We start from the raw sequence: 17,909 nt of genomic DNA on the forward strand, positions 1-17,909 counted from the left end.
CTACTATTGAACCCGCACCTCGAATATTCAATTGGACTTTGGTCTCATAGCTTTGAACCGTCCGGCGTTCCGCTCGCCGACGACGATCATGGAGAGCACCGTGAGATTGATGCTTATCGTCGCCGTTCTGCTGGCCTTGGTTGCTGGCGCGCCAGCCCGCGCCGCCGGGGTCGGCTTTCAGAAGGTCGACATACCGCACGGGGCCGAGCCGCCGCTCACTGCCGGAATCTGGTACCCGACCGACGCGCCGGCCACACCGCACGCGTTGGGCGGCGCTACCCAGACCGTCGCCGCCGACGCTCCGATCGCGGGCGATCACCTGCCGCTGGTGGTGTTGTCGCACGGCGGCGGCGGCTGGTACGGCGCTCATTACGACACGGCTCTCGCGCTGGCTCGCGCGGGCTTCGTCGCGGCGGCGGTCAGTCACGCCGGTGATACCTTCGATGATCAGAGCCACGTGCTGGAACTCTGGCGCCGGCCCGCGCAGCTTAATCGGCTGGTGGACTACATGCTCGACGACTGGCGGGGGCACGAGCGGCTCGATGCAGACCGCATCGGCGCATTCGGCTTTTCCAACGGCGGCTTCACCGTGCTCGTGGCCGCGGGCGGCATCCCGGATCTGTCGAAAATCGCCCCGTTTTGCGAAGTCCACCCGGATCATGACCTGTGCGACGCTTTGCGGCATGCGAGCGTCGACGTCCATTTCGGCGCGCATGTTCCCGCCGGTGTCTGGGTCCACGATGCGCGCATCAAAGCCGTTGTTATCGCCGCGCCTTCGTTCGGCTTCGCGTTCGGCCGCGCGGGCTTGGGCCGCGTGCGCGCTGCGCTCCAGCTGTGGAGCGCCGCCGACGATCGTCATCAGCCGCATCCGTGGTACGACGAGCCGGTGCGGGACGACCTGCCCCGCGCTGCCGATTATCGTCTGGTGGCTAACGCAGGCCACTATGACTTCCTGCCGCCCTGCGATACGCGTCTTGCGCGGCTGCGCCCGCAGATCTGCGACAGCGCGCCGGGCTTCGACCGGGCGGCGTTCCATCAACGATTCAATGCCGAGGTGGTACGGTCTTTCGAGGCGATGCTGCGATAGGAAAAGAGTTAGCCGAATTCGTCGTGTTGGGGCAGTTGATCAGTGATCGAATACCACGGCGCCTTGGAACACACGAAAATGTGGGCAGTGGGACAGATGGAAGGCGAGTCCGTGAGGGTTCCCAGCGTGACGTGAACGTATTCACCGTTACGAACCACTGAGAACATCAGGCTTCCACATTTTTTGCAGCGCACATCGTGCGACGCCTGCTCATCACCGAAGATCAACAGGCTGTCTTCGCCCTCCGTGATGCGCAGCTTGTCGCGCTCGATCCCTGCGAAGGGTTTGAACGCCGAGCCGGTTGCGCGCCGACAGTTCGAACAGTGGCAGTTCAACGCATAGACGAATTCGTCTCTTACCGAGTAATGGACGGCGCCGCAAAGGCATCGGCCGGCAAGCAATGGTTTCATGGCTGCCTTTAGACAGAAGGTACATCGCTAATTGGAAAGTCGCGCAGCCATGATTATTCGCGAGTCGAAGCGCGATGTCGAACCGGCAAACCGCTAGCGCCGGAAAATGACCTGCGCCGTGCCGGCCTCGATCGGAGAAGAGGTGTGCTGGTGGACGATCTTCCATCCGTCGGCCTGCTGCCTCAGCGCCATGGTCAGGCGATTGTCCATCGCACGCAGTTCCACGCCGCCGGCGTCGACGGCTTTGTATGTCGCGAAGGCGTGAACGACGGCAAGGTCAGCGGCAACCATCGTGTGCGCGGCGCTGAAATCCACGATCACCCGCTCCGCACCCAGCGAACCGAACCAGCCCTCAGTCATCGCGCGCCACGATGCGATGCCGTTGTACGACCATGTACCCCACATGTCGAACACCACCGCATCGCGGTCGTAGAGCGCGACGAACGAGTCCACGTCTTTGGCCCATACCGCGGCCTTGTAGCCTTCCAGGACTTGCAGGATCGGATTGTCGAGTTTGTTCACAGTGTGTGCTCCTGAGTGGGACTACGAGGGGTTCCTGACCGATTGTCTTGCCAGGTAACGACGCTCGACGCACCACCGGATCGACATCCAGGCGGAAAAAATCTTCAACGCGATAGGCCGTTGCATTGATCAGATCACGCGCACGTCACTGGGCGGTCTGCTGACGTTGATACTCGTTGTGTTTCATCTGCAGATAGTCGGCGCGGCTGACCTCGTGCAATTGCCGCGGATACTGCTCGGTCGCATCGAACCAGTCGGTCAGACGTTTGTCGAGACGGGCGTTGGGCGGGCTGGCAAGCGCGCCAAGATAGGCATCGATGGCGAGGAAATAGCGCATCGTATTGCGTTCGACCAGGCCGCGCACGCCGCCGATGTATTGCGGCTCGCTCGCCGACGAATCGGGTGTCAGGGAAAAGCCGACCTTGTCGCTGCCGATCGTCGCCAGATAGGTTTTCATCGCAATCCGTCCCGCGGTGCCGTATCCGTATGCGTAGGTCAGGTGAATAAAGGTGCGGTTATCGCCGACCGGGATCGCTTCCAGCACGATACGGTAGTCTTTCGTGCTCAGCGGACCCGTGGCCGCGGAGAGCTCGACGCGAAAATAATCAGGCGTGCTCGCTACCGGGCGAAAGTTGAATTGCACGCGGTACGACGACGAAAGAGCTTCCTCGGTCTTCTTGCCGATGTTCACGGTGAGGACCGTACCGCTGTCGCTAGTGGACGCGTGACAGTATTTGGTGTTCTGATGCAGGATCAGCACGTCGCACCAGTTGGCCGGGCCTTGAGTCGGGTCGCTGAGCGCGCCGCTCACTATCGCGAAAGGATGGTTGAGCACGCCGTAGATGTCACCCTTGAGCGCCGACGGCAACTCCTGCGATTCGAGGAACAGCGGTCGATGAAACTGGTTGTGCGCGAGTTGCTGCGTCAGACTTTGATATTTCTCGCGCAGGCGAGCCGCGCTGTCGTCCGCTTGCGCGACGAGGCTGTGGCACAAGAAGCAGAACACCGTGGCGATCAGGACGATCCACCGCGATCGCATCCGCCGATTCTCTGCCAGGGATGTGGCAAGCCTGCTCATGGTCCTTCTCCTACTTCGAATCAGGTTGTGGCGCAACGGGTGCGGACACGATCCTGCGAACACTCATCGCTGGCCCGGCTCCCACTCCGGACTATAACCTCCAAGCGCCGGGTGATACATCTCATCGCCCGAGTGCTGAGTGAATTCGACGTTGAGCCGGTCTTCGCGCAAGCCCAGAATCTCGATGCAGAGCGAGCAAAGTGCTTTGGCCAACTCAATGCGTAACTCCGGCGGCCGCCCTCTTCTGATATCGAGCATCATCAACGCGACAGGCACTGGCTCCCCGCTCTCCTCCTCAATGCGCCACACGCTGCCCGGACCGAGTTCTCGTATGGCTACGCTGATTCGCCTGACATCGACCGACATCATTCGGGCATACGTCTCACTCATTTTCGCTGCGAGCAGTCTTTTACTCTCGACAGAGTAGTGATCGTTTACATCAAGCTGCAGATAAGGCATCGCGTCGATCTCCGAGGAAAGTTTTTCGCACGCGCCAACTATATGCCGCACCATCAAATCGATCAAAACCATCGCCATTGCTATCCCGTTCCCGACGTGCCGCGTGGCCGACGTGGACTCTGTTTTGGCTATTCACTTTGCATGACGGTCTTCACTATTTACGCGAGTTCGCTGTCATGAACTCGCGCCCCGCATTCAACAACAATGAGTCGTTTATTTCATTGGCTCTCCTACTGTTTGCGCACCTTCTCGCCCGCAGCGTGCCTGCTGTCAAATCGATCGTCAGGAGAATCGTCATGCGTAAGATGCTTACCCTCGCTGTCGCAGCGTTTTGCATTGCGTCCTTTTCACACGAAAGTCGCGCGTCTGGCGACGATGACGTCCCACAAGCCCGATGCACGCTACCTCAAGGTACGGTCGCCTTGGTGGAAAAACAGTTGCGTACGGTCGTGAACCTGCCCGATGGCAACGGCGGGATCTTCACACCCAACCGGATGTGGGCGGCCATCGTCGATCGCCAGGGACATCTCTGTTCGGTGATCGTGACCGGGGACGCCTGGCCTGGCAGTCGGGCCATCGCCATCGCGAAGGCCTATACCGCGAACGGCTTTAGCAACGATGCACTCGCGCTATCCACGGCAAACCTCTACGCGGCCACGCAACCCGGCGGCTCGCTTTACGGACTGAATAATTCGAATCCTTTTGACGCGCGCTTCCTCGAACAGGGCAGCGGCATCGGACACACGCTTGGCGGCGTGATTACCTTCGGCGGCGGCGTCGCACTTTATGCGGGAGGGAAAGTCATCGGAGGATTAGGCGTGAGCGGCGATAGCGCCTGCGCCGATCATGCGATCGCGTATCGCATGCGCAAGCTCGCGGGGCTCGGCAGTGTGCCCGCCGGCCAAGGTCCGAACAACACGGATAACATCGTCTACTCGACGAGCGGATCTCCGATGGGCTTCGAGCATCCGCATTGCTTCCCGAGCGACCTGAGCGCCGCCAAAATCGAGCAGATACCTTCGCATTGACGGCAATCGTCGCCCCATGGAATCGGGCTTCCGGACAACGGACCGGAAGCCCGCACGCCGATGGGGTGAGAATCGTCAACGCATCTGCCCGTCGATTTGCTTGCGCAGACGGTTTTCCTCTTCCTGAAGCTCGGGCGTAAAGGCTTCGCCAAAGTCCGCCGGCTCAAAGAACGGGCGAATCTCGATCTCCGAATCACTCATCATCGGATTCGGGCAGCGCTTGACCCATTCGATCGCTTCGTCCATCGATTCAACCTGCCACAACCAGTACCCGGCAATCAATTCCTTGGTTTCCGCAAACGGGCCGTCGATGACGGTGCGGTCCTTCCCTGAGAACCGCACGCGAGCGCCGGCCGAGCTCGGCTTCAGCCCGTCGCCGCCCTGCATGATGCCGGCCTTGACCAGTTGCTCGTTGTACTGCCCCATCGCCGTGAGGAGTTCCGTACTCGGCATTTGCCCCGCTTCCGATTCGGGGGTTGCCTTGATGATGACCATGACGCGCATTTGGGTTTTCCCTTTGAAGACGAAAATATCTGAAGGCAACGGCGCCTCCAGTGACTACGACGAATCATCACGGGAGAAATCGACATGCGCAACACACGCCTGCTCCGATTTACAGAACGCTTCTCGATCAGGGTAAAGGCGTCTGGCTGCCTTGAGCATTGACATCGATACCCTGAACCCGCATCACGGGCTTCGCATCGCCAGGCACGAGCTGGGGTTGGGATGAAAACCGCACCTGCAAAACCGCGGCGAACGCGCGCTCGAAGGCGTTGGCATCGTCGGCCGGCATGATCGCCTCGAGCGCCTTTGCGAAGCCGGATGCGCCTTCGATGTCCGCACGGCTGAAAGCACTGCTGCCGCGCGAAAAGACGCGTTGCACGTCTTCTTTCAACTGCTGAAGGGCCGCGACGACCTTTTCATACGCGTGAGCAGGCGCTTTCGTGTGGTCCGGAGGTTCGGCTGTGCACAGCGCCGGCATGAAGGCGAGCACGTTCCTGTCGATATCGACGCGCGCAGCAAGGGTCTTGATGTGTGACGCCTGCACTGATGGACCGGCGTCGCGCCGGCGACACCACGCTTGCGCGCGCGCCGCACCCAGCATCGCCGCTGCGAAACACCGGAAATCATCGAAGCGCAGATGCCTCGCGGCACAGTCGAGCACGGCGTCGGGCGTCAATTCCAGCTCGTGCGCCACCGCCAGGCTGGTCTTCATCACGATCAGGACAAGCTCACCCCACTCGTCCTGACGCCCCCCTCTCGTCGAGTTCGCGTACATCGTAGGTCCCTCTATGCACGCCCCGGACACGTCGCTAAACCCTCGCCACCGGCGACATGACCGCGCGTCACAGCTCAGGCTAGCCATCGCGGCGACACGAAGCGCAGTTCGACTCACGGCACCGCGAGCACTTTGCGCACCGGCTTTTCGCCGGTATCGGCGGGCCATTGTGAGCGGATCTTCGTCACGACCAGGTCCGGCAGCACTACGTAGTCCAGTGCGTTGACCGTCGGTCTGCCGTGGCTCAACGCCCATTCGAAAAACTTCAACGTGGCTTTGTCGTGGCCCGGCTGGTTCGGCGTCGCGGGTAGCAACACATAGGTCGCGCCCATGACCGGCCAGGCGTCCTTGCCCGGCTGGTTGGTCAGCAACTGCGACAGGGAGCCCGACCAGTCGGCGCTCGCCGCCGCTGCGTTGAAGGTGGCGGCGCTGGGCTGCACGACATTGCCCGCCGCATTCGTCATGGCCACGTACTTCAAGCGGTTCTGTTTCGTGAAATCCCACGCGACATAGCCTATCGCGCCGGGCAGATAGCCGACGTACGTGGCAATGCCTTCGTTGCCTTTGCCGCCGATGCCGAGCGGCCATCGCACGCTAGTGCCTTCGCCGACCCTGCGCTTCCATTCGGGACTGACCTGCGCGAGGTAGTGAGTCCAGATCAGCGTCGTGCCGGAGCCATCCTGGCGACGCACCACGGCGATCGGGTAATTCGGCATCTTGATCTTCGGGTTCAACCGTACGATTGCCGGGTCGTCCCAGAACTGAACCTTGCCGAGAAAGATATCGGCGATGACCGGCCCGGTCAGCCTCACTTCGCCGGCTTTGAGTCCCGGAAGGTTCACGACGGGCACCACGCCGCCGATCGCGATTGGAAACTGCCGCAGGCCGTTGCGGGTCAGTTGATCGTCGCTCAGTGGCGCGTCCGAGCCAGCAAAGTCGACTTCCCGGGCGATCACCTGCTTGAGCCCATCGGACGAACCCGTGCCCTGATAGATCACCCTGCTTCCACCCGACTTCTGGTAGTCGGCGGCCCAGCGGGTGTAGAGAGGAGCGGCGAACGTGCTGCCGGCTCCTTTGATGTCGGCCGCGTAGGCAGCGGCCGCGCATGAACAGCAAATCAGACCAGCGCTGATGGCGCTCAGTGTTCTCACCAATGTCTCCCGTCGGTTCTTGTTCCGGGACATCGCTGATCCAGACCTGCAGTGCGTGAACTCGTTGGAGGGCGACCGTGCCGGCGATTCAATGTGCAGCTTTCATCCGGGGTGTGGCTCTCCTGCATTACGCGCCATATCGCACATTAAAGAACGGTGCCTGGCCGAATTCCAGTTGAATCATGCTATCGAACGCGCCACGGCCGGCGCCCGCCGCCGGTTTTGCAGACATCCCGTGTCGGGAATTGCCGACCCCATCCCTTCACGTCTTGTCCCACGGCGGCACGCCCGAGAACGCGTTGACCAGAAAATCGATTGCCGCACGAACTTTTGCGCTCACGTGGCGACGGCTCGGATACAGCGCGAGCACATCGATATCCGGCAAGCGGTATTCAGGCAATACCCGCAGCAGCCGGCCCGCGCGGAGGTCCTCGCCGATCAGAAACGTCGGCTGCCAGATCACGCCGTGCCCCGCGAGCGCCGCCGCGCGCGCGGTGTCGCCGTTATTGGTGTGCATCTGGCAGTTCACCTCGACAGCATGCGTTTTGCCGTCTTTGTCGATCAGTTGCCAGACGTCCGCCGTGGCCGCGTACGTATAGCCGATACATCGATGTCCGAGCAGGTCCAGCGGCGTTTCCGGATATCCCGAACGCTTCAGGTAATCGGGCGATGCACACAGGATGTTTGTCGACGTCGCCAGTTTGCGGGCCGCGTGATCGACCGTGCCGGCGCGCGAGATGCGAATGGCGAGATCGAAGCCCTCTTCGACGATATCGACGACGCGGTCTATCAGCGTGATGTCGAGCTCGACGTCGGGATATTGCTGCATGAACCGTGGCCACAGCGGCGCGAGATGCTGGATGCCGAAGCTGACCGGTGCATTGATACGCAGCCGTCCACGCGGTTCGATCGACGTTGTCGATACGAGTCCTTCCGTTTCGGCAACGTCTTCCAGAATGGCCTTGCAGCGCGAATAAAGCGTTTCACCGGCCTCGGTTAGAGACAATCTGCGCGAGGTGCGATTCAGCAGTCGCGCGCCGAGGTGCGCCTCCAGGTCATTCACATAGCGGGTCACGTTCGCGGGCGAGGTTTCGAGCGCATCGGCCGCGCGCGCAAAGCTGCCCCGGGTGACGACCGTTACGAAAACCTCAAACGCGCGCAGCCGGTCCATATGGCGCTCCGATCATTCATAAAACCTGAATGATACTGCGATGTTTTTGGTCTTTCTGTCTCAAGAACGGAATCTTATAGTGCTTCTCAACGAGCCGACGCAGTGGGCATCGGCCGCTGATCAAACCGGAGATTCAACATGCAACGCTTGACAGGAAAAGTCGCTATCGTCACCGGCGCCAGCGCGGGCATTGGTCGCGCTGCCGCAAAGTTGTTCGCCGCGGAAGGCGCGAAGGTTGTGGTGGCCGCACGCCGCGAAGCCGAACTCGACACGCTGGTCAGCGAGATCGCTCGCGACGGCGGTACGGCTGTCCCGCTGGCAGGGGACGTGCAATCCGAAGAATTCGCGACAGCGCTGGTCGCACTCGCCGTCAGCCGTTTCGGCCGTCTCGACATCGCGTACAACAATGCGGGGAAGCTCGGTGAGATGGGACCGTCGACCGGCGTGTCGGAAGCAGGCTGGTCAGCGACGCTGGCCACCAACCTGACCAGCGCGTTTATCGGCGCCAAGCATCAGATTCCTGAAATGATCAAGCAAGGCGGCGGATCGATCATCTTCACGTCGACCTTCGTCGGCTACTCGTTCGCCTTCCCGGGAACGGCCGCCTATGCCGCGAGCAAAGCCGGGCTGATCGGACTGACACAAGCGCTCGCGGCCGAATACGGTGCGCAAGGCGTGCGCGTCAACGCGATCCTGCCGGGCGCGGTGGACACGGAGATGTATCGCGGCATGAACGATACCGCTGAATCGCAGACGTTCGTGAGCGGGCTGCATGCGCTCAAGCGGGTCGCGAGGCCAGAAGAGATTGCCCGCTCGGCGCTGTACCTCGCTTCCGACGACTCGTCCTTCGTGACGGGTACGGCTTCGTTGGTCGACGGTGGGGCTTCAATTACCCGTACCTGAGCTGGGTTCGGGCGCGAACGTCGATCAGCCTCGGCTGATCGACGAGTCCGTTACCATAAAAAATAAACGAACACTGTATGGTTCCTCACCTAATCTTTGATCAGCTGACCGCGAAAAGCGAAGCGCGAGTCAGTTGGAGTAATTAACAAGGAGGTGGGCCATCATGAAGACGTTAGTCCACACGGTTTGCGCGGTCGCTGTCATGGCTTTGCCAATTGCATCGGCGGCACAGACCGAAAGCACGCTGACGCACGCACAAGTCCAGGCAGAGATCGCGCAACTCGAACAAGCCGGCTTCAATCCGGCCAATGCGAATACCGTCGACTTTCCTACCTATATGCCGACCATCACCGCCCCTGCCGCAGGTCAGAGCAGCGGCTATGGCCCTGCGACCAGCGGTACGCAGCAGATGGGCCATCCGGCCGGCGCGACCGGGATGAAGCCGGTGTTCTTTGGCGGATCTTGAGCTGCTCGTCTGACCGGCTCGACGATGCTGAAAATGCCGTCCCTGCCCGGGACGGCATGGAGTGTCGTGCTTTACGCGCTTGCTTTGGAATATTTGCCGAATTTCGCCCGCACCCGCACCCGGCGCCATCTTGCATGACGCCTGCTGAATCGCTGATCCTCTTTCGCTGAGCGCCTGGGCGCGAACAGCTAACACATATCAACGTTTATTAACGTCGACGGTCAGGATTTCGTATCCGGGATCGGCGTTCTCGGTCGCGACTTTATTCGCTTCCTCGTACGAGCGAAACGACGTGGCCTCCTTGATCTCCGGCGCCATGCCGATGTCGCCATCCTCCGCGGTGCAGAGGAACTTCTCGCCGGTCTTTACGACGTAGACGGTCGTCATATCTCCCTCCGTAGCTTGCAGGGCAATTTCCAGTCTAGCAGGCTGGAAGAGTTGCGCAGGCTCCGCCGGGTCACCGGGCGCCCCCAACCAGCCGCTCCGCCGAATCCGCCAGCAGGTCCCGCAGCTTTTCCAGCGACAACGGCTTGCTCAGATGATGATCGAAGCCCGCGGCAAGCATTTGGCTGCGGTCCGAGTCCGACGAATAGCCGGTCAGCGCGACGAGTATCGTGCCGTCCAGCTCGGGGTTCGCGCGAATTCTGCGTGCCACCTCGAAGCCGTCCATCACGGGCATCGCCACGTCGACGATGGCAAGCTCCGGCCTCGTTCGCGTGATCAGGTCGATGGCCGCGAGACCGTTGTCGACCGCGGACACGCGATAACCCTCCAGGTCGAGCAGCACGCACAGAACGTGCAACGCGTCGACGTTGTCGTCCACAAGAACGATGCGCAGCGCCCGGAAGTCCCTGCTTTTGTCCGAGGCGTCGCCAGGCGTCGCTAGCGGCTGCGTTCGCAGGATCGGCAAACGCAGGGTGACGCGGGTGCCGCAGCCCGGTCCATCGCTATGGATGTCGATTTCGCCATCGTGCAGCTCCACCAGCCGTTTGGCGACAGCCAGACCGATACCGAGCCCGCCTTCCGAGCGCGCGCTGCCGCTCGAGCACTGCGCGAACAGGTCGAACACATGCGGGGCGATCGACGAATCGATGCCGATGCCGTTGTCGCTGACCTCGATCACCAGCATCCGCGCGTCGGACGGATTTCCCGAGCGAACCGTCAGCTCGATCAGTCCGCCCGCCGGCGTGTACTTCGCCGCGTTCGACAACAGATTGCCGAGCACCTGACTGAGCCGCACATGATCGGCGCGCACCGGAATCGCGCGGTCCAGACCGGTCAGTTTCAGCGTATGGCCGCGCGAGCGCACGTCGTGGTCGATCGCGGCTACCGCGTCGGAAACGATCTCGGCCAGCAACGTATCGCTGCGCCGGATCGTCAGCTTTCCGTGCTTCAGACGCGCGGCGTCGAGCAGGTCATCGACGAGGGTGCGCAGATGCTTCATCTGCCGTTGCGCGATGGTCAGCACCGCGTCGGCCTTGTCGTTATCGACCACGAGACGCTTCGCCGCGGCGATCGCGCCATCGATTGGCGCCATCGGGTTGCGCAACTCGTGCGCGAGCATCGCGATGAACTCGTTGTGGCGGCGGTCGTTGTCCGCGCCGTCGTCGCGAACGTTGACCATCGTCACGGCCGCGCCCGCGACCATCGCGAGATCCGACAGCACCCGTGCGTCTTCGCTGTCGAAGCGGCACCCTTTGTTGTGCGACATCACCCAGATCGCGCCGAGGTGGCCGTTATCGCACGGAATGGGTACGACGATCCCCTCGGGCACCTCGACGCCCGGAAAGTTCAGACTGGGAAACTGCTGTTGCGGATCGACGAACAGGCGCGCCGCGCCCCCTTCGAGCGTGACGCCGCATGGACATTCGTCCCACGCGGTCGTGCGCCCCTGCAGGCCGGCGCACAGGCCTGCCACCGCGAGCCAGCGAAAGCGCCGGCCGTCGGGTGGCCCCTCGACCAGGCTGATGCCCGCGCTGCCCGCGCAGCATAACGCCATGGCCTCGCTGGCAATCGCGTTCAGCAGCTGTTCACGCGAGCCGGTTTGCGCGCGCGCGAGCCGCAGCAGCGACTGGTTCTCTCGGGCGTAATCAGCCTCTTTGGCTGGACGGCTCGCTAATTCGTCAGCACTGGGAGCCATGATGTTCCACCGATGTTGACGGGCACCCGCGCACAAGGCGGGCGTAAGGGCCGATACCGCGCCGATACCGCTGCCGACGAGTGTAGGTCAGTTGGGGCGCGCGGTCTCGGCTTCTGTCATTTGCACAGCGCTTTTTACTTCTATTTGTCCGCAACGTCCTGCTCCGCTCACCGCCGACATGGCGTCCCATGAACAGCGGACGACGCAGTATAGGAACTCAGTGCCATGCTGCGGCTGTCCGTAACTCATGGGCGCCGGACAGCCGAGCCAGCCTTGACGCGAGCACGCCTGCAGGCAACCGGGCGGCATTATACGGATCGCGAAGTCGCGAAAAGCGTTGTGGCTTGGCGCATATGACGATCGCTGCGATCGATAGCTAAATCCGTCGGTTAGCGCGATGACATCGGGTTGTTACGATCGCTCGATTCCCCCGTTTTCAACGCTCGACAGGACGCCCACATCATGACGCAAATAACACGGCGCGCATTCACCCGCTTCGCAGTGGCATCACTACTGGCCGCCAGCGCTCCGCGCGGCTTCTCGCAAACCCCGCCTGTCGCGCTGCGCATCGGCTATCAGAAATCGTCTACGCTCATCACGTTGCTGAAGGCACGCGGATCGCTAGAAAAAGCGCTCGCGCCGCTCAACGTGCGCATCTCCTGGAACGAGTTCGCGAGCGGACTGCCGCTGACCGAAGCGCTCAACGTCGATGCCGTCGACTTCAGCGCCGATGTCGCCGACACCGTGCCGATCTTCGCCCAAGCCGCGCATGCGCGCTTCGTCTATGTCGCACAGGAAGCGCCATCGCCGGGCGCGCAAGCGATCATCGTGAAGAAGGACGGCACCCTGCGCACGCTGGCCGATCTGAAGGGCCGCCGCATTGCGGTGACGAAGGCGGCGGGCAGCCACTATCTGCTGCTTGCGGCGCTCGCGCGCGCGGGGCTCGAGCCCGCCGACGTCGGCGTGAACTACCTGAGTCCGGCCGATGGCCGCGCCGCGTTCGAGCGCGGCAGCGTCGATGTCTGGATCACCTGGGATCCCTATGTAGCCTCGGTCGAGCGCGACGGCGACGTGCGCATACTGAGCGACGGCGCGGGCCTTGCGTCCTATCAGCGCTACTACCTCGCGTCGCGCACCTACGCCGACGCGCATCCGCAAATCATCGAGACCGTGTTCGAGCAGTTGAAGACGGCAGGCGACTGGTTGCGCGCTAATCCGCTCGACGCGGCCAACACGCTCGCGCCGGTGTGGGGACTCGACGCGCCGACGATCGAACGCGCCAACGCCCGGCGCAGCTATCTGGTGCGAGCGCTCGCGCCGCCGAACTTCAGCGAGCAGCAGACGATCGCCGACGCGTTCTATCGCGCGGGACTGCTGCCCGCGCCGGTCGAGACGAAGCAGGCGCTGTACTGGGACTTCGCGGCAAAACGGGCGAAGCCGGTCGGCGCGTGAGCGATCACTGCGCGATGGAGCGCCGCACATTGCGGGCAATCCACGCCGCGGCACCGGAGCGGCCCGCGATCGACAGCGTACGGCGCGGCCCCAGCACGATGCCGCCGACCACCAGGGCGAGCAGCAACGCGACATGCGGCGCCTCGGCGAGCGACGCGAGCACCGTGCCGACCGGGAAGCGCGACGCCGCGCGCGCCGCGGGCAACGCGGCAGTCCGGTTCGCCACTACCAGGGCGGTTCGCGATGCCTCCATGCGTTCCAGAATGGTGAGCCGGGCAAGCTCGTTTGCGTGACGTGGCTGACTCATTTGAGCGACTCCCTGAGAGCGTCCAGATCGGAGTGAATCTCGGCCTTGAGCACGTGAAGCGATTGCGCCGGTTTTTGCGCCCGCAAAACCAGCAAAGACACGATGCACACGAGCAGCCACGCGGCAGCCACGCCCCAGACCACCTCAAGAAAGTAAGGCGTCTGCCACGCGGTGGCGATGATCGCGATGCAAATGAAGGACAGCGTGAACAGCCCCGCGACCGCCAACGCGACGAGTGCGCTCAACTCGCGCACCAGGCGCTTTCGCGTCTCCTCGATTTCCAGCGCGAACAGTTCGCTATAGTCGGTGACGCGCTCGACGCAGAATCGGCCGACGTTGCGCCACCTCGTGACCTTCGCATGGATTGACATTCCGTCCTCCTCACGATTCATTTGCGCCGGCTGCGACAAGCAAAACACTTCGCTCCTTGGCCGACAGAGCGAAGCGGCACCCGCGTTGAACGCAGCGCAAGAGCCGGGCCCGCGCTGAACGCGATCGCACGCCGCGTGCCCGTAGCCGGATGGATGCCTTTACGCGTTCGCGGTGGCGGCACACAGTTTGCTGGAATCGGGCAGATCAATTCGCTCGCCGAGGACAGCATGACCCCGCTCCCCCCAACCGATCACACTGACCACACCGCCGGCGCCGGCATCGGCGAGACCGGCTCCGATATGGCTACCGCGGACGGACGCGCGATGCCGGCCGCGCGCGACGAGCGCGGCTTTCACCACGCGATGCATGACGCGCACCGCGGCGCGCTGATCACGGTGACCACGCATCGGAACTCGCGAGGCGCCTGGATCGCCGACGTGTCGATTTCCCGCGACGGTCGACCGATGGAGATACCGGCCAATCTGGCCAACGTGGAGCCCGTGACGCCGGAATGGCTCACCGAGGAGGAAGCGTTGCGCGCCGGCATCGAACAGGGTCGCTATCTGATCGACCGGACCCTGGGCGAGCACGCCGCCACCCTGTCGGCGTCGCAGCCGCGGCGCGACGACGAGCGATAAGCACGGACCGATTCGGAGGAGACTCACATGCTACTGAGCGATGAAGAACTGGCGCGGCTGGAAGGTGTCGAGCCGTTCCTGCGGGAAGAAGCCAGAAGCGCTCTTCCCGCCGACGCCGATTACGAAGTTCTCGCCGAACTGCACGAGCATTTGCAGCCCGGAATACGCATTCGTGTGCCGGCCGGTCCGGACATCGCGATGGAACCGCGAGTGCCACCCTACCCGCTCGATCTGTTCGTCGGTTTGCCGCTCGACGAACTGCGCGACGTCGCCAACGATGAAGGCGCCGCACGCGAAGCGGCGCTCGCGCGGTTCGCCACGACATTCGCCCCAAGGCTGCAGCGAGCGATCGCCGCGCTGACACCGCACCGGATCGATCTCGCGGCAGGCGTGCAAAGCGAGCGAGGAACGCTCACGGTGATGCTGGAGCCGGTGCGCTGACGCGTGAGCCGCACACGCGCAGGTCGCAACCGCGTTAATCGTCGCTATCGAGCCCGCCTGGCGGCGGCCCGATCGTGATGCCCGCGCCCGACCCTGTGCGAGTCCCCGGCGGATAGGCATCGGTTGCGGTCTCGGGCGGAACGTCCGCGACGCAGCGGCTCGCATCGCCGCCGCGCAGACATTGCACGAAACGGTCCGCCTCCTGCGGCGAGCGAAATTGGTAGATCTTGCTGGCAACCTGCACCTGCGTGTCCGACAGTCGCTTCGACGGTGTTTCCATCACCACTCCTTTTTGCTCGTAGATCTATCGCCACGAGCAACGCGCGCGCCACCTCTTCATCAGAGGCCTAGCGCGCCGCGCTCAAGCGTCTTGCGTCCGCGATGCCGACCGCGGCCCGCAAGTCGTCAGGATGAACCATTAATTCCCGAACCTCGCGCAGCGTCGCGTACTGGTCGAGCACCGTCCGCCATCTCGGCGATTCGAGCAACTGATGCCACACCGGTTCGAGATCCGCGCAGTCGGCGTCGCGTCCGTCCGCCAGCGCACCTGCGAAATCGAGGCTAGCCTGGGCCGACAGCAGCTGCATCCGGCTCGCGGGACTCAGCACGCGCGGCGCCGCTTCGACGGGAGCGTCACAGCAATAGAGCACGGTGCTGCGAAGACCGGTTGCGTCGCTCGTCAGCGCGGCAAGCGACGCGCCGCTCAAATGCACCGTCCCCTGCTGCGTGCGAAACGAGTAGACAGTGTGCGGCTCCGCGTGCGCCAGCAGCGTCAGTCCGCGCACGAGCCGCGGCAGATCGGTGGTGGCCGCGTCGACCGATGCCTTCGCTTCGACGAGCAGGCATACGTCCCACGCCGCTGCGTCGGCCGGGGGCTGTGCCTGGCGCAGCAGCACCACATCCCATTCGGTTTTGGCGCGCTCATGGCTTGCGGGTATCGCGGCCGGCACGCGCATCGAGTTCACGACGCGGTAGGTGGCGACCGCTCCCTGAGCGTCATTGAGGCGCTGCGCGAGCGCGTCGAGTGCATCGGCGGCCAACGCTTCGACCGCGGCGCCGCGCTGTTTCGAACTCAAGCCTCGCTCGACCGCGCTCGAGCTTCCCGGGCGCGGCCCCTGACGATCCCACAGCGTCTGGTAGTGGCGCACGCGCTCGTCGGACGTCAGCGCGTCAAGGCGCCGTAAGCGCTGCAGCGCGGCACTCTCCAGCAATTGCGCGAGGCCGCGTTGCAGCGCCGCGTCGTGCGCGATTTGCGGCGTATCGATGCAAGTTTGCACGGCTTCGGCCAGTTCGGGCCACGCTTCGGCGACCGCGAGCGCATGCAGACGCGCCAGCGCGTCGCGTTGCGGACCGGGGAGCAGCCGCTGCTGTTTGGCCGGATGCGCGATCGCATTGACGGCCGCGTAGATCAGCCGGCGATCGACGCTCGCGTGCGCGGCCAGCGACGCGTACTCGCGCACCACCGCGCTGCGATGCCGTAGCAGCATCGCCTGAAACACCGGGTCGCCGGCTTCCTCGCGCAGCGCCTCGCGGATCATGCGCGCCAGCGCCTCGACGAAGAAGCGCCGGTTCGCCGCATCCGGCGCTTCGCCACGCGCGCTCGCCTCGCGAGCCTGCTCGATCGCGAGCGCCAGCACGGTGGCGGGACTCGCTTGCGGCGTCGGCGCGCAGACGGCCGCGAGCGCCGGCAGGCGATAGCGGCGCACGACAGCGTCGAGCATCTCGTCGAGCAACGAAGGCGATGGCGTCACGGACATAGCGATATGTCGATAAGTTGGCGAAATAACTTTACCTGAAGGTTCGGTGCGGCGCGCGGACCGGCACGGACCGCTCGCGCTGGCGCGCGTCGTGCTGCATCAGCGCTCGACGGAGCCACTTTATCGTCGCGGCAGCGCGAGGCGAGCGTTCGCGCGCTGCCGCAAGCGGAGGACAGCATGTCAGCACCGCAACCGGGAACCGCAGCGAGACCCGCTCGCTGGCGCCACACGATCAACGTCGCGAGCGACGCCGCCGGCCGCTTTCTGTCGGACCGATGTGCGATGCTCGGCGCCAGCATCGCGTTCTATTCGGCGTTCTCGCTAGCGCCCACGCTGCTGCTCGTGCTCGCGGTCATCGGCTGGATCTTCGGCCGCGATGCCGCGCAGGGGCGGCTTTTCGAGCAGGCGCGGCAGCTGGTCGGCAACGACGCGGCGCACGCGATGCAGGACATCGTCGCCCATGCGCACTACTCGGGCGGCAGCGGCGTCGCCGCCGCGTTCTCGATCGCGCTGCTGCTGGTCGGCGCGTCGGCCACGTTTTCATCGTTGAATACCGCGCTCGACATCGTGTTTGCCGCGCACCCGCGCAAAGGCATTGCCGGGCTGGCGCTGCTGGTGCGCGCGCGGCTCGTATCGATCGGTCTGCTTATCGGGCTCAGCTTTCTGCTGGTCGTGTCGCTCGTCGTCGATGCGGCGATCCAGACCCTCGGCGGTGCGCTGTTCGGCAATTCGGCGCTGGGCATCGTTGCCTATGTGCTGCAATCGTTACTCGGTTTCGTCATTCTGGCCGTCGGGCTCGGCGCGCTGATCAAGTGGCTGCCCGACGCGGCGGTGCCGTTGCGCCCCGCGCTCGTGGGCGGCAGCGTCGCGAGCCTGCTGTTCACGGCGGGCCGGCATCTGTTCAGCTTCTATCTCGTGCATGCGGGCACGGCGGGCCTGTTCGGCGCGGCCGGCTCGCTCGCGGTGCTGATGATGTGGCTGTACTTCTGCGCGGCGGTGTTCCTGTTCGGCGCGGAAGTCACCGCGTCGTTGTGCCGGGATGCGGCCTCCCCCGCTCATCCCGGGCTTCGGCGCGCATGAAACCGTTCCGCGCACAAACGGCATTGCCATAAACTCTATAAAAAATTGGCTCGCCGAAAATCCAGATAAATATTACAAAAACGCCGCCAATAAACCGACAATTACATTTGCCGACATTAGACGAGGCATGACGAATTCAGCACGAATATTGCTGTGGGCATTAACACG

General features: G+C 63.5%; 22 protein-coding genes. 8 read left to right on the forward strand and 14 right to left on the reverse strand.

Annotation, left to right across the window (positions count from 1 at the left end; genetic code table 11):
• The first annotated feature begins 31 nt into the window (after positions 1-31).
• Positions 32-1,087, forward strand: a complete 1,056-nt coding sequence (locus QFZ91_RS08815) for an alpha/beta hydrolase family protein (RefSeq protein ID WP_429567005.1) — start codon at positions 32-34, stop codon at positions 1,085-1,087.
• 8 nt (positions 1,088-1,095) lie between these two features.
• Here the strand turns inward: QFZ91_RS08815 and QFZ91_RS08820 are convergent, their stop codons facing one another.
• The 4 genes from QFZ91_RS08820 to QFZ91_RS08835 form a co-directional block, all read right to left on the reverse strand.
• A complete protein-coding gene (locus QFZ91_RS08820; RefSeq protein WP_429567006.1) occupies positions 1,096-1,497 on the reverse strand; it encodes a GFA family protein in 402 nt (133 codons plus the stop codon).
• Positions 1,498-1,590: 93 nt separating this feature from the next.
• Entirely contained in the window at positions 1,591-2,019 is a 429-nt protein-coding gene (locus tag QFZ91_RS08825; protein ID WP_429567007.1) for a YybH family protein, read from the reverse strand.
• A gap of 145 nt (positions 2,020-2,164) precedes the next feature.
• Complete coding sequence (locus tag QFZ91_RS08830) at positions 2,165-3,097, reverse strand: hypothetical protein (RefSeq protein WP_176377969.1); 933 nt, start codon at positions 3,095-3,097, stop codon at positions 2,165-2,167.
• Between the two features lie 63 nt (positions 3,098-3,160).
• The gene (locus QFZ91_RS08835) at positions 3,161-3,556 is read right to left on the reverse strand and encodes a 4-oxalocrotonate tautomerase family protein (RefSeq protein WP_368717336.1); all 396 of its coding nucleotides are present in this window, start codon (positions 3,554-3,556) and stop codon (positions 3,161-3,163) included.
• Between the two features lie 176 nt (positions 3,557-3,732).
• Here QFZ91_RS08835 and QFZ91_RS08840 point away from each other — a divergent pair, with 176 nt between their 5' ends.
• A complete protein-coding gene (locus QFZ91_RS08840; protein WP_429567008.1) occupies positions 3,733-4,584 on the forward strand; it encodes a GlcG/HbpS family heme-binding protein in 852 nt (283 codons plus the stop codon).
• Positions 4,585-4,659: 75 nt separating this feature from the next.
• Here QFZ91_RS08840 and QFZ91_RS08845 read toward each other — a convergent pair whose 3' ends face one another.
• From QFZ91_RS08845 to QFZ91_RS08860, 4 genes are all read right to left on the reverse strand, one after another.
• On the reverse strand, positions 4,660-5,088 hold the full coding sequence (locus QFZ91_RS08845) for a YciI family protein (RefSeq protein WP_429568611.1): 429 nt from the start codon (positions 5,086-5,088) through the stop codon (positions 4,660-4,662).
• Between the two features lie 127 nt (positions 5,089-5,215).
• Positions 5,216-5,863 carry a hypothetical protein gene (locus QFZ91_RS08850; protein WP_429567009.1) on the reverse strand — a complete coding sequence of 216 codons (648 nt, stop codon included), beginning with the start codon at positions 5,861-5,863 and terminating at the stop codon, positions 5,216-5,218.
• 113 nt (positions 5,864-5,976) lie between these two features.
• Positions 5,977-7,014 (reverse strand): phosphate ABC transporter substrate-binding protein PstS, encoded by a 1,038-nt coding sequence (gene pstS, locus QFZ91_RS08855; RefSeq protein ID WP_429567010.1) that lies wholly within the window; start codon positions 7,012-7,014, stop codon positions 5,977-5,979.
• A 262-nt stretch (positions 7,015-7,276) separates the two neighbouring features.
• Positions 7,277-8,185 carry a LysR family transcriptional regulator gene (locus QFZ91_RS08860; RefSeq protein WP_184225618.1) on the reverse strand — a complete coding sequence of 303 codons (909 nt, stop codon included), beginning with the start codon at positions 8,183-8,185 and terminating at the stop codon, positions 7,277-7,279.
• A 138-nt stretch (positions 8,186-8,323) separates the two neighbouring features.
• Between QFZ91_RS08860 and QFZ91_RS08865 the strand changes: the two genes are divergently transcribed.
• Positions 8,324-9,088: an SDR family oxidoreductase gene (locus QFZ91_RS08865; protein ID WP_429567011.1), complete on the forward strand. Its 765-nt coding sequence runs from the start codon at positions 8,324-8,326 to the stop codon at positions 9,086-9,088.
• Positions 9,089-9,251: 163 nt separating this feature from the next.
• The gene (locus QFZ91_RS08870) at positions 9,252-9,554 is read left to right on the forward strand and encodes a DUF4148 domain-containing protein (protein ID WP_176377973.1); all 303 of its coding nucleotides are present in this window, start codon (positions 9,252-9,254) and stop codon (positions 9,552-9,554) included.
• Between the two features lie 198 nt (positions 9,555-9,752).
• Here QFZ91_RS08870 and QFZ91_RS08875 read toward each other — a convergent pair whose 3' ends face one another.
• Positions 9,753-9,941, reverse strand: a complete 189-nt coding sequence (locus QFZ91_RS08875) for a hypothetical protein (RefSeq protein ID WP_176108878.1) — start codon at positions 9,939-9,941, stop codon at positions 9,753-9,755.
• A 70-nt stretch (positions 9,942-10,011) separates the two neighbouring features.
• Entirely contained in the window at positions 10,012-11,694 is a 1,683-nt protein-coding gene (locus QFZ91_RS08880) for a hybrid sensor histidine kinase/response regulator (RefSeq protein WP_429567012.1), read from the reverse strand.
• A gap of 462 nt (positions 11,695-12,156) precedes the next feature.
• Between QFZ91_RS08880 and QFZ91_RS08885 the strand changes: the two genes are divergently transcribed.
• Positions 12,157-13,146, forward strand: coding sequence for an aliphatic sulfonate ABC transporter substrate-binding protein (locus QFZ91_RS08885; protein ID WP_429567013.1), 990 nt, complete (start codon positions 12,157-12,159; stop codon positions 13,144-13,146).
• 4 nt (positions 13,147-13,150) lie between these two features.
• Here QFZ91_RS08885 and QFZ91_RS08890 read toward each other — a convergent pair whose 3' ends face one another.
• Positions 13,151-13,453 (reverse strand): hypothetical protein, encoded by a 303-nt coding sequence (locus QFZ91_RS08890; RefSeq protein ID WP_368598506.1) that lies wholly within the window; start codon positions 13,451-13,453, stop codon positions 13,151-13,153.
• Positions 13,450-13,824, reverse strand: coding sequence for a phage holin family protein (locus QFZ91_RS08895; protein ID WP_429567014.1), 375 nt, complete (start codon positions 13,822-13,824; stop codon positions 13,450-13,452). The genes QFZ91_RS08890 and QFZ91_RS08895 overlap by 4 nt, the downstream gene beginning before the upstream one ends.
• A gap of 228 nt (positions 13,825-14,052) precedes the next feature.
• Here QFZ91_RS08895 and QFZ91_RS08900 point away from each other — a divergent pair, with 228 nt between their 5' ends.
• Together QFZ91_RS08900 and QFZ91_RS08905 are read left to right on the forward strand one after the other, a co-directional pair.
• The gene (locus QFZ91_RS08900) at positions 14,053-14,463 is read left to right on the forward strand and encodes a DUF6566 family protein (RefSeq protein ID WP_176377976.1); all 411 of its coding nucleotides are present in this window, start codon (positions 14,053-14,055) and stop codon (positions 14,461-14,463) included.
• 27 nt (positions 14,464-14,490) lie between these two features.
• Positions 14,491-14,904, forward strand: a complete 414-nt coding sequence (locus tag QFZ91_RS08905; RefSeq protein WP_176377977.1) for a hypothetical protein — start codon at positions 14,491-14,493, stop codon at positions 14,902-14,904.
• Positions 14,905-14,938: 34 nt separating this feature from the next.
• On the opposite strand, the gene QFZ91_RS08910 is transcribed toward QFZ91_RS08905, so the two are convergent.
• Positions 14,939-15,184: a hypothetical protein gene (locus tag QFZ91_RS08910; protein WP_368717270.1), complete on the reverse strand. Its 246-nt coding sequence runs from the start codon at positions 15,182-15,184 to the stop codon at positions 14,939-14,941.
• A gap of 67 nt (positions 15,185-15,251) precedes the next feature.
• Entirely contained in the window at positions 15,252-16,661 is a 1,410-nt protein-coding gene (locus QFZ91_RS08915; protein ID WP_368598504.1) for a 3-deoxy-D-arabino-heptulosonate 7-phosphate synthase, read from the reverse strand.
• Positions 16,662-16,838: 177 nt separating this feature from the next.
• On the opposite strand from QFZ91_RS08915, the gene QFZ91_RS08920 reads away from it, so the two are divergent.
• On the forward strand, positions 16,839-17,741 hold the full coding sequence (locus QFZ91_RS08920; RefSeq protein ID WP_429567015.1) for a YihY/virulence factor BrkB family protein: 903 nt from the start codon (positions 16,839-16,841) through the stop codon (positions 17,739-17,741).
• Positions 17,742-17,909: the final 168 nt, after the last annotated feature.

The sequence above is a fragment of the Paraburkholderia sp. JPY419 genome (assembly GCF_050435705.1).
Taxonomy (GTDB): Bacteria; Pseudomonadota; Gammaproteobacteria; order Burkholderiales; family Burkholderiaceae; genus Paraburkholderia; species Paraburkholderia youngii.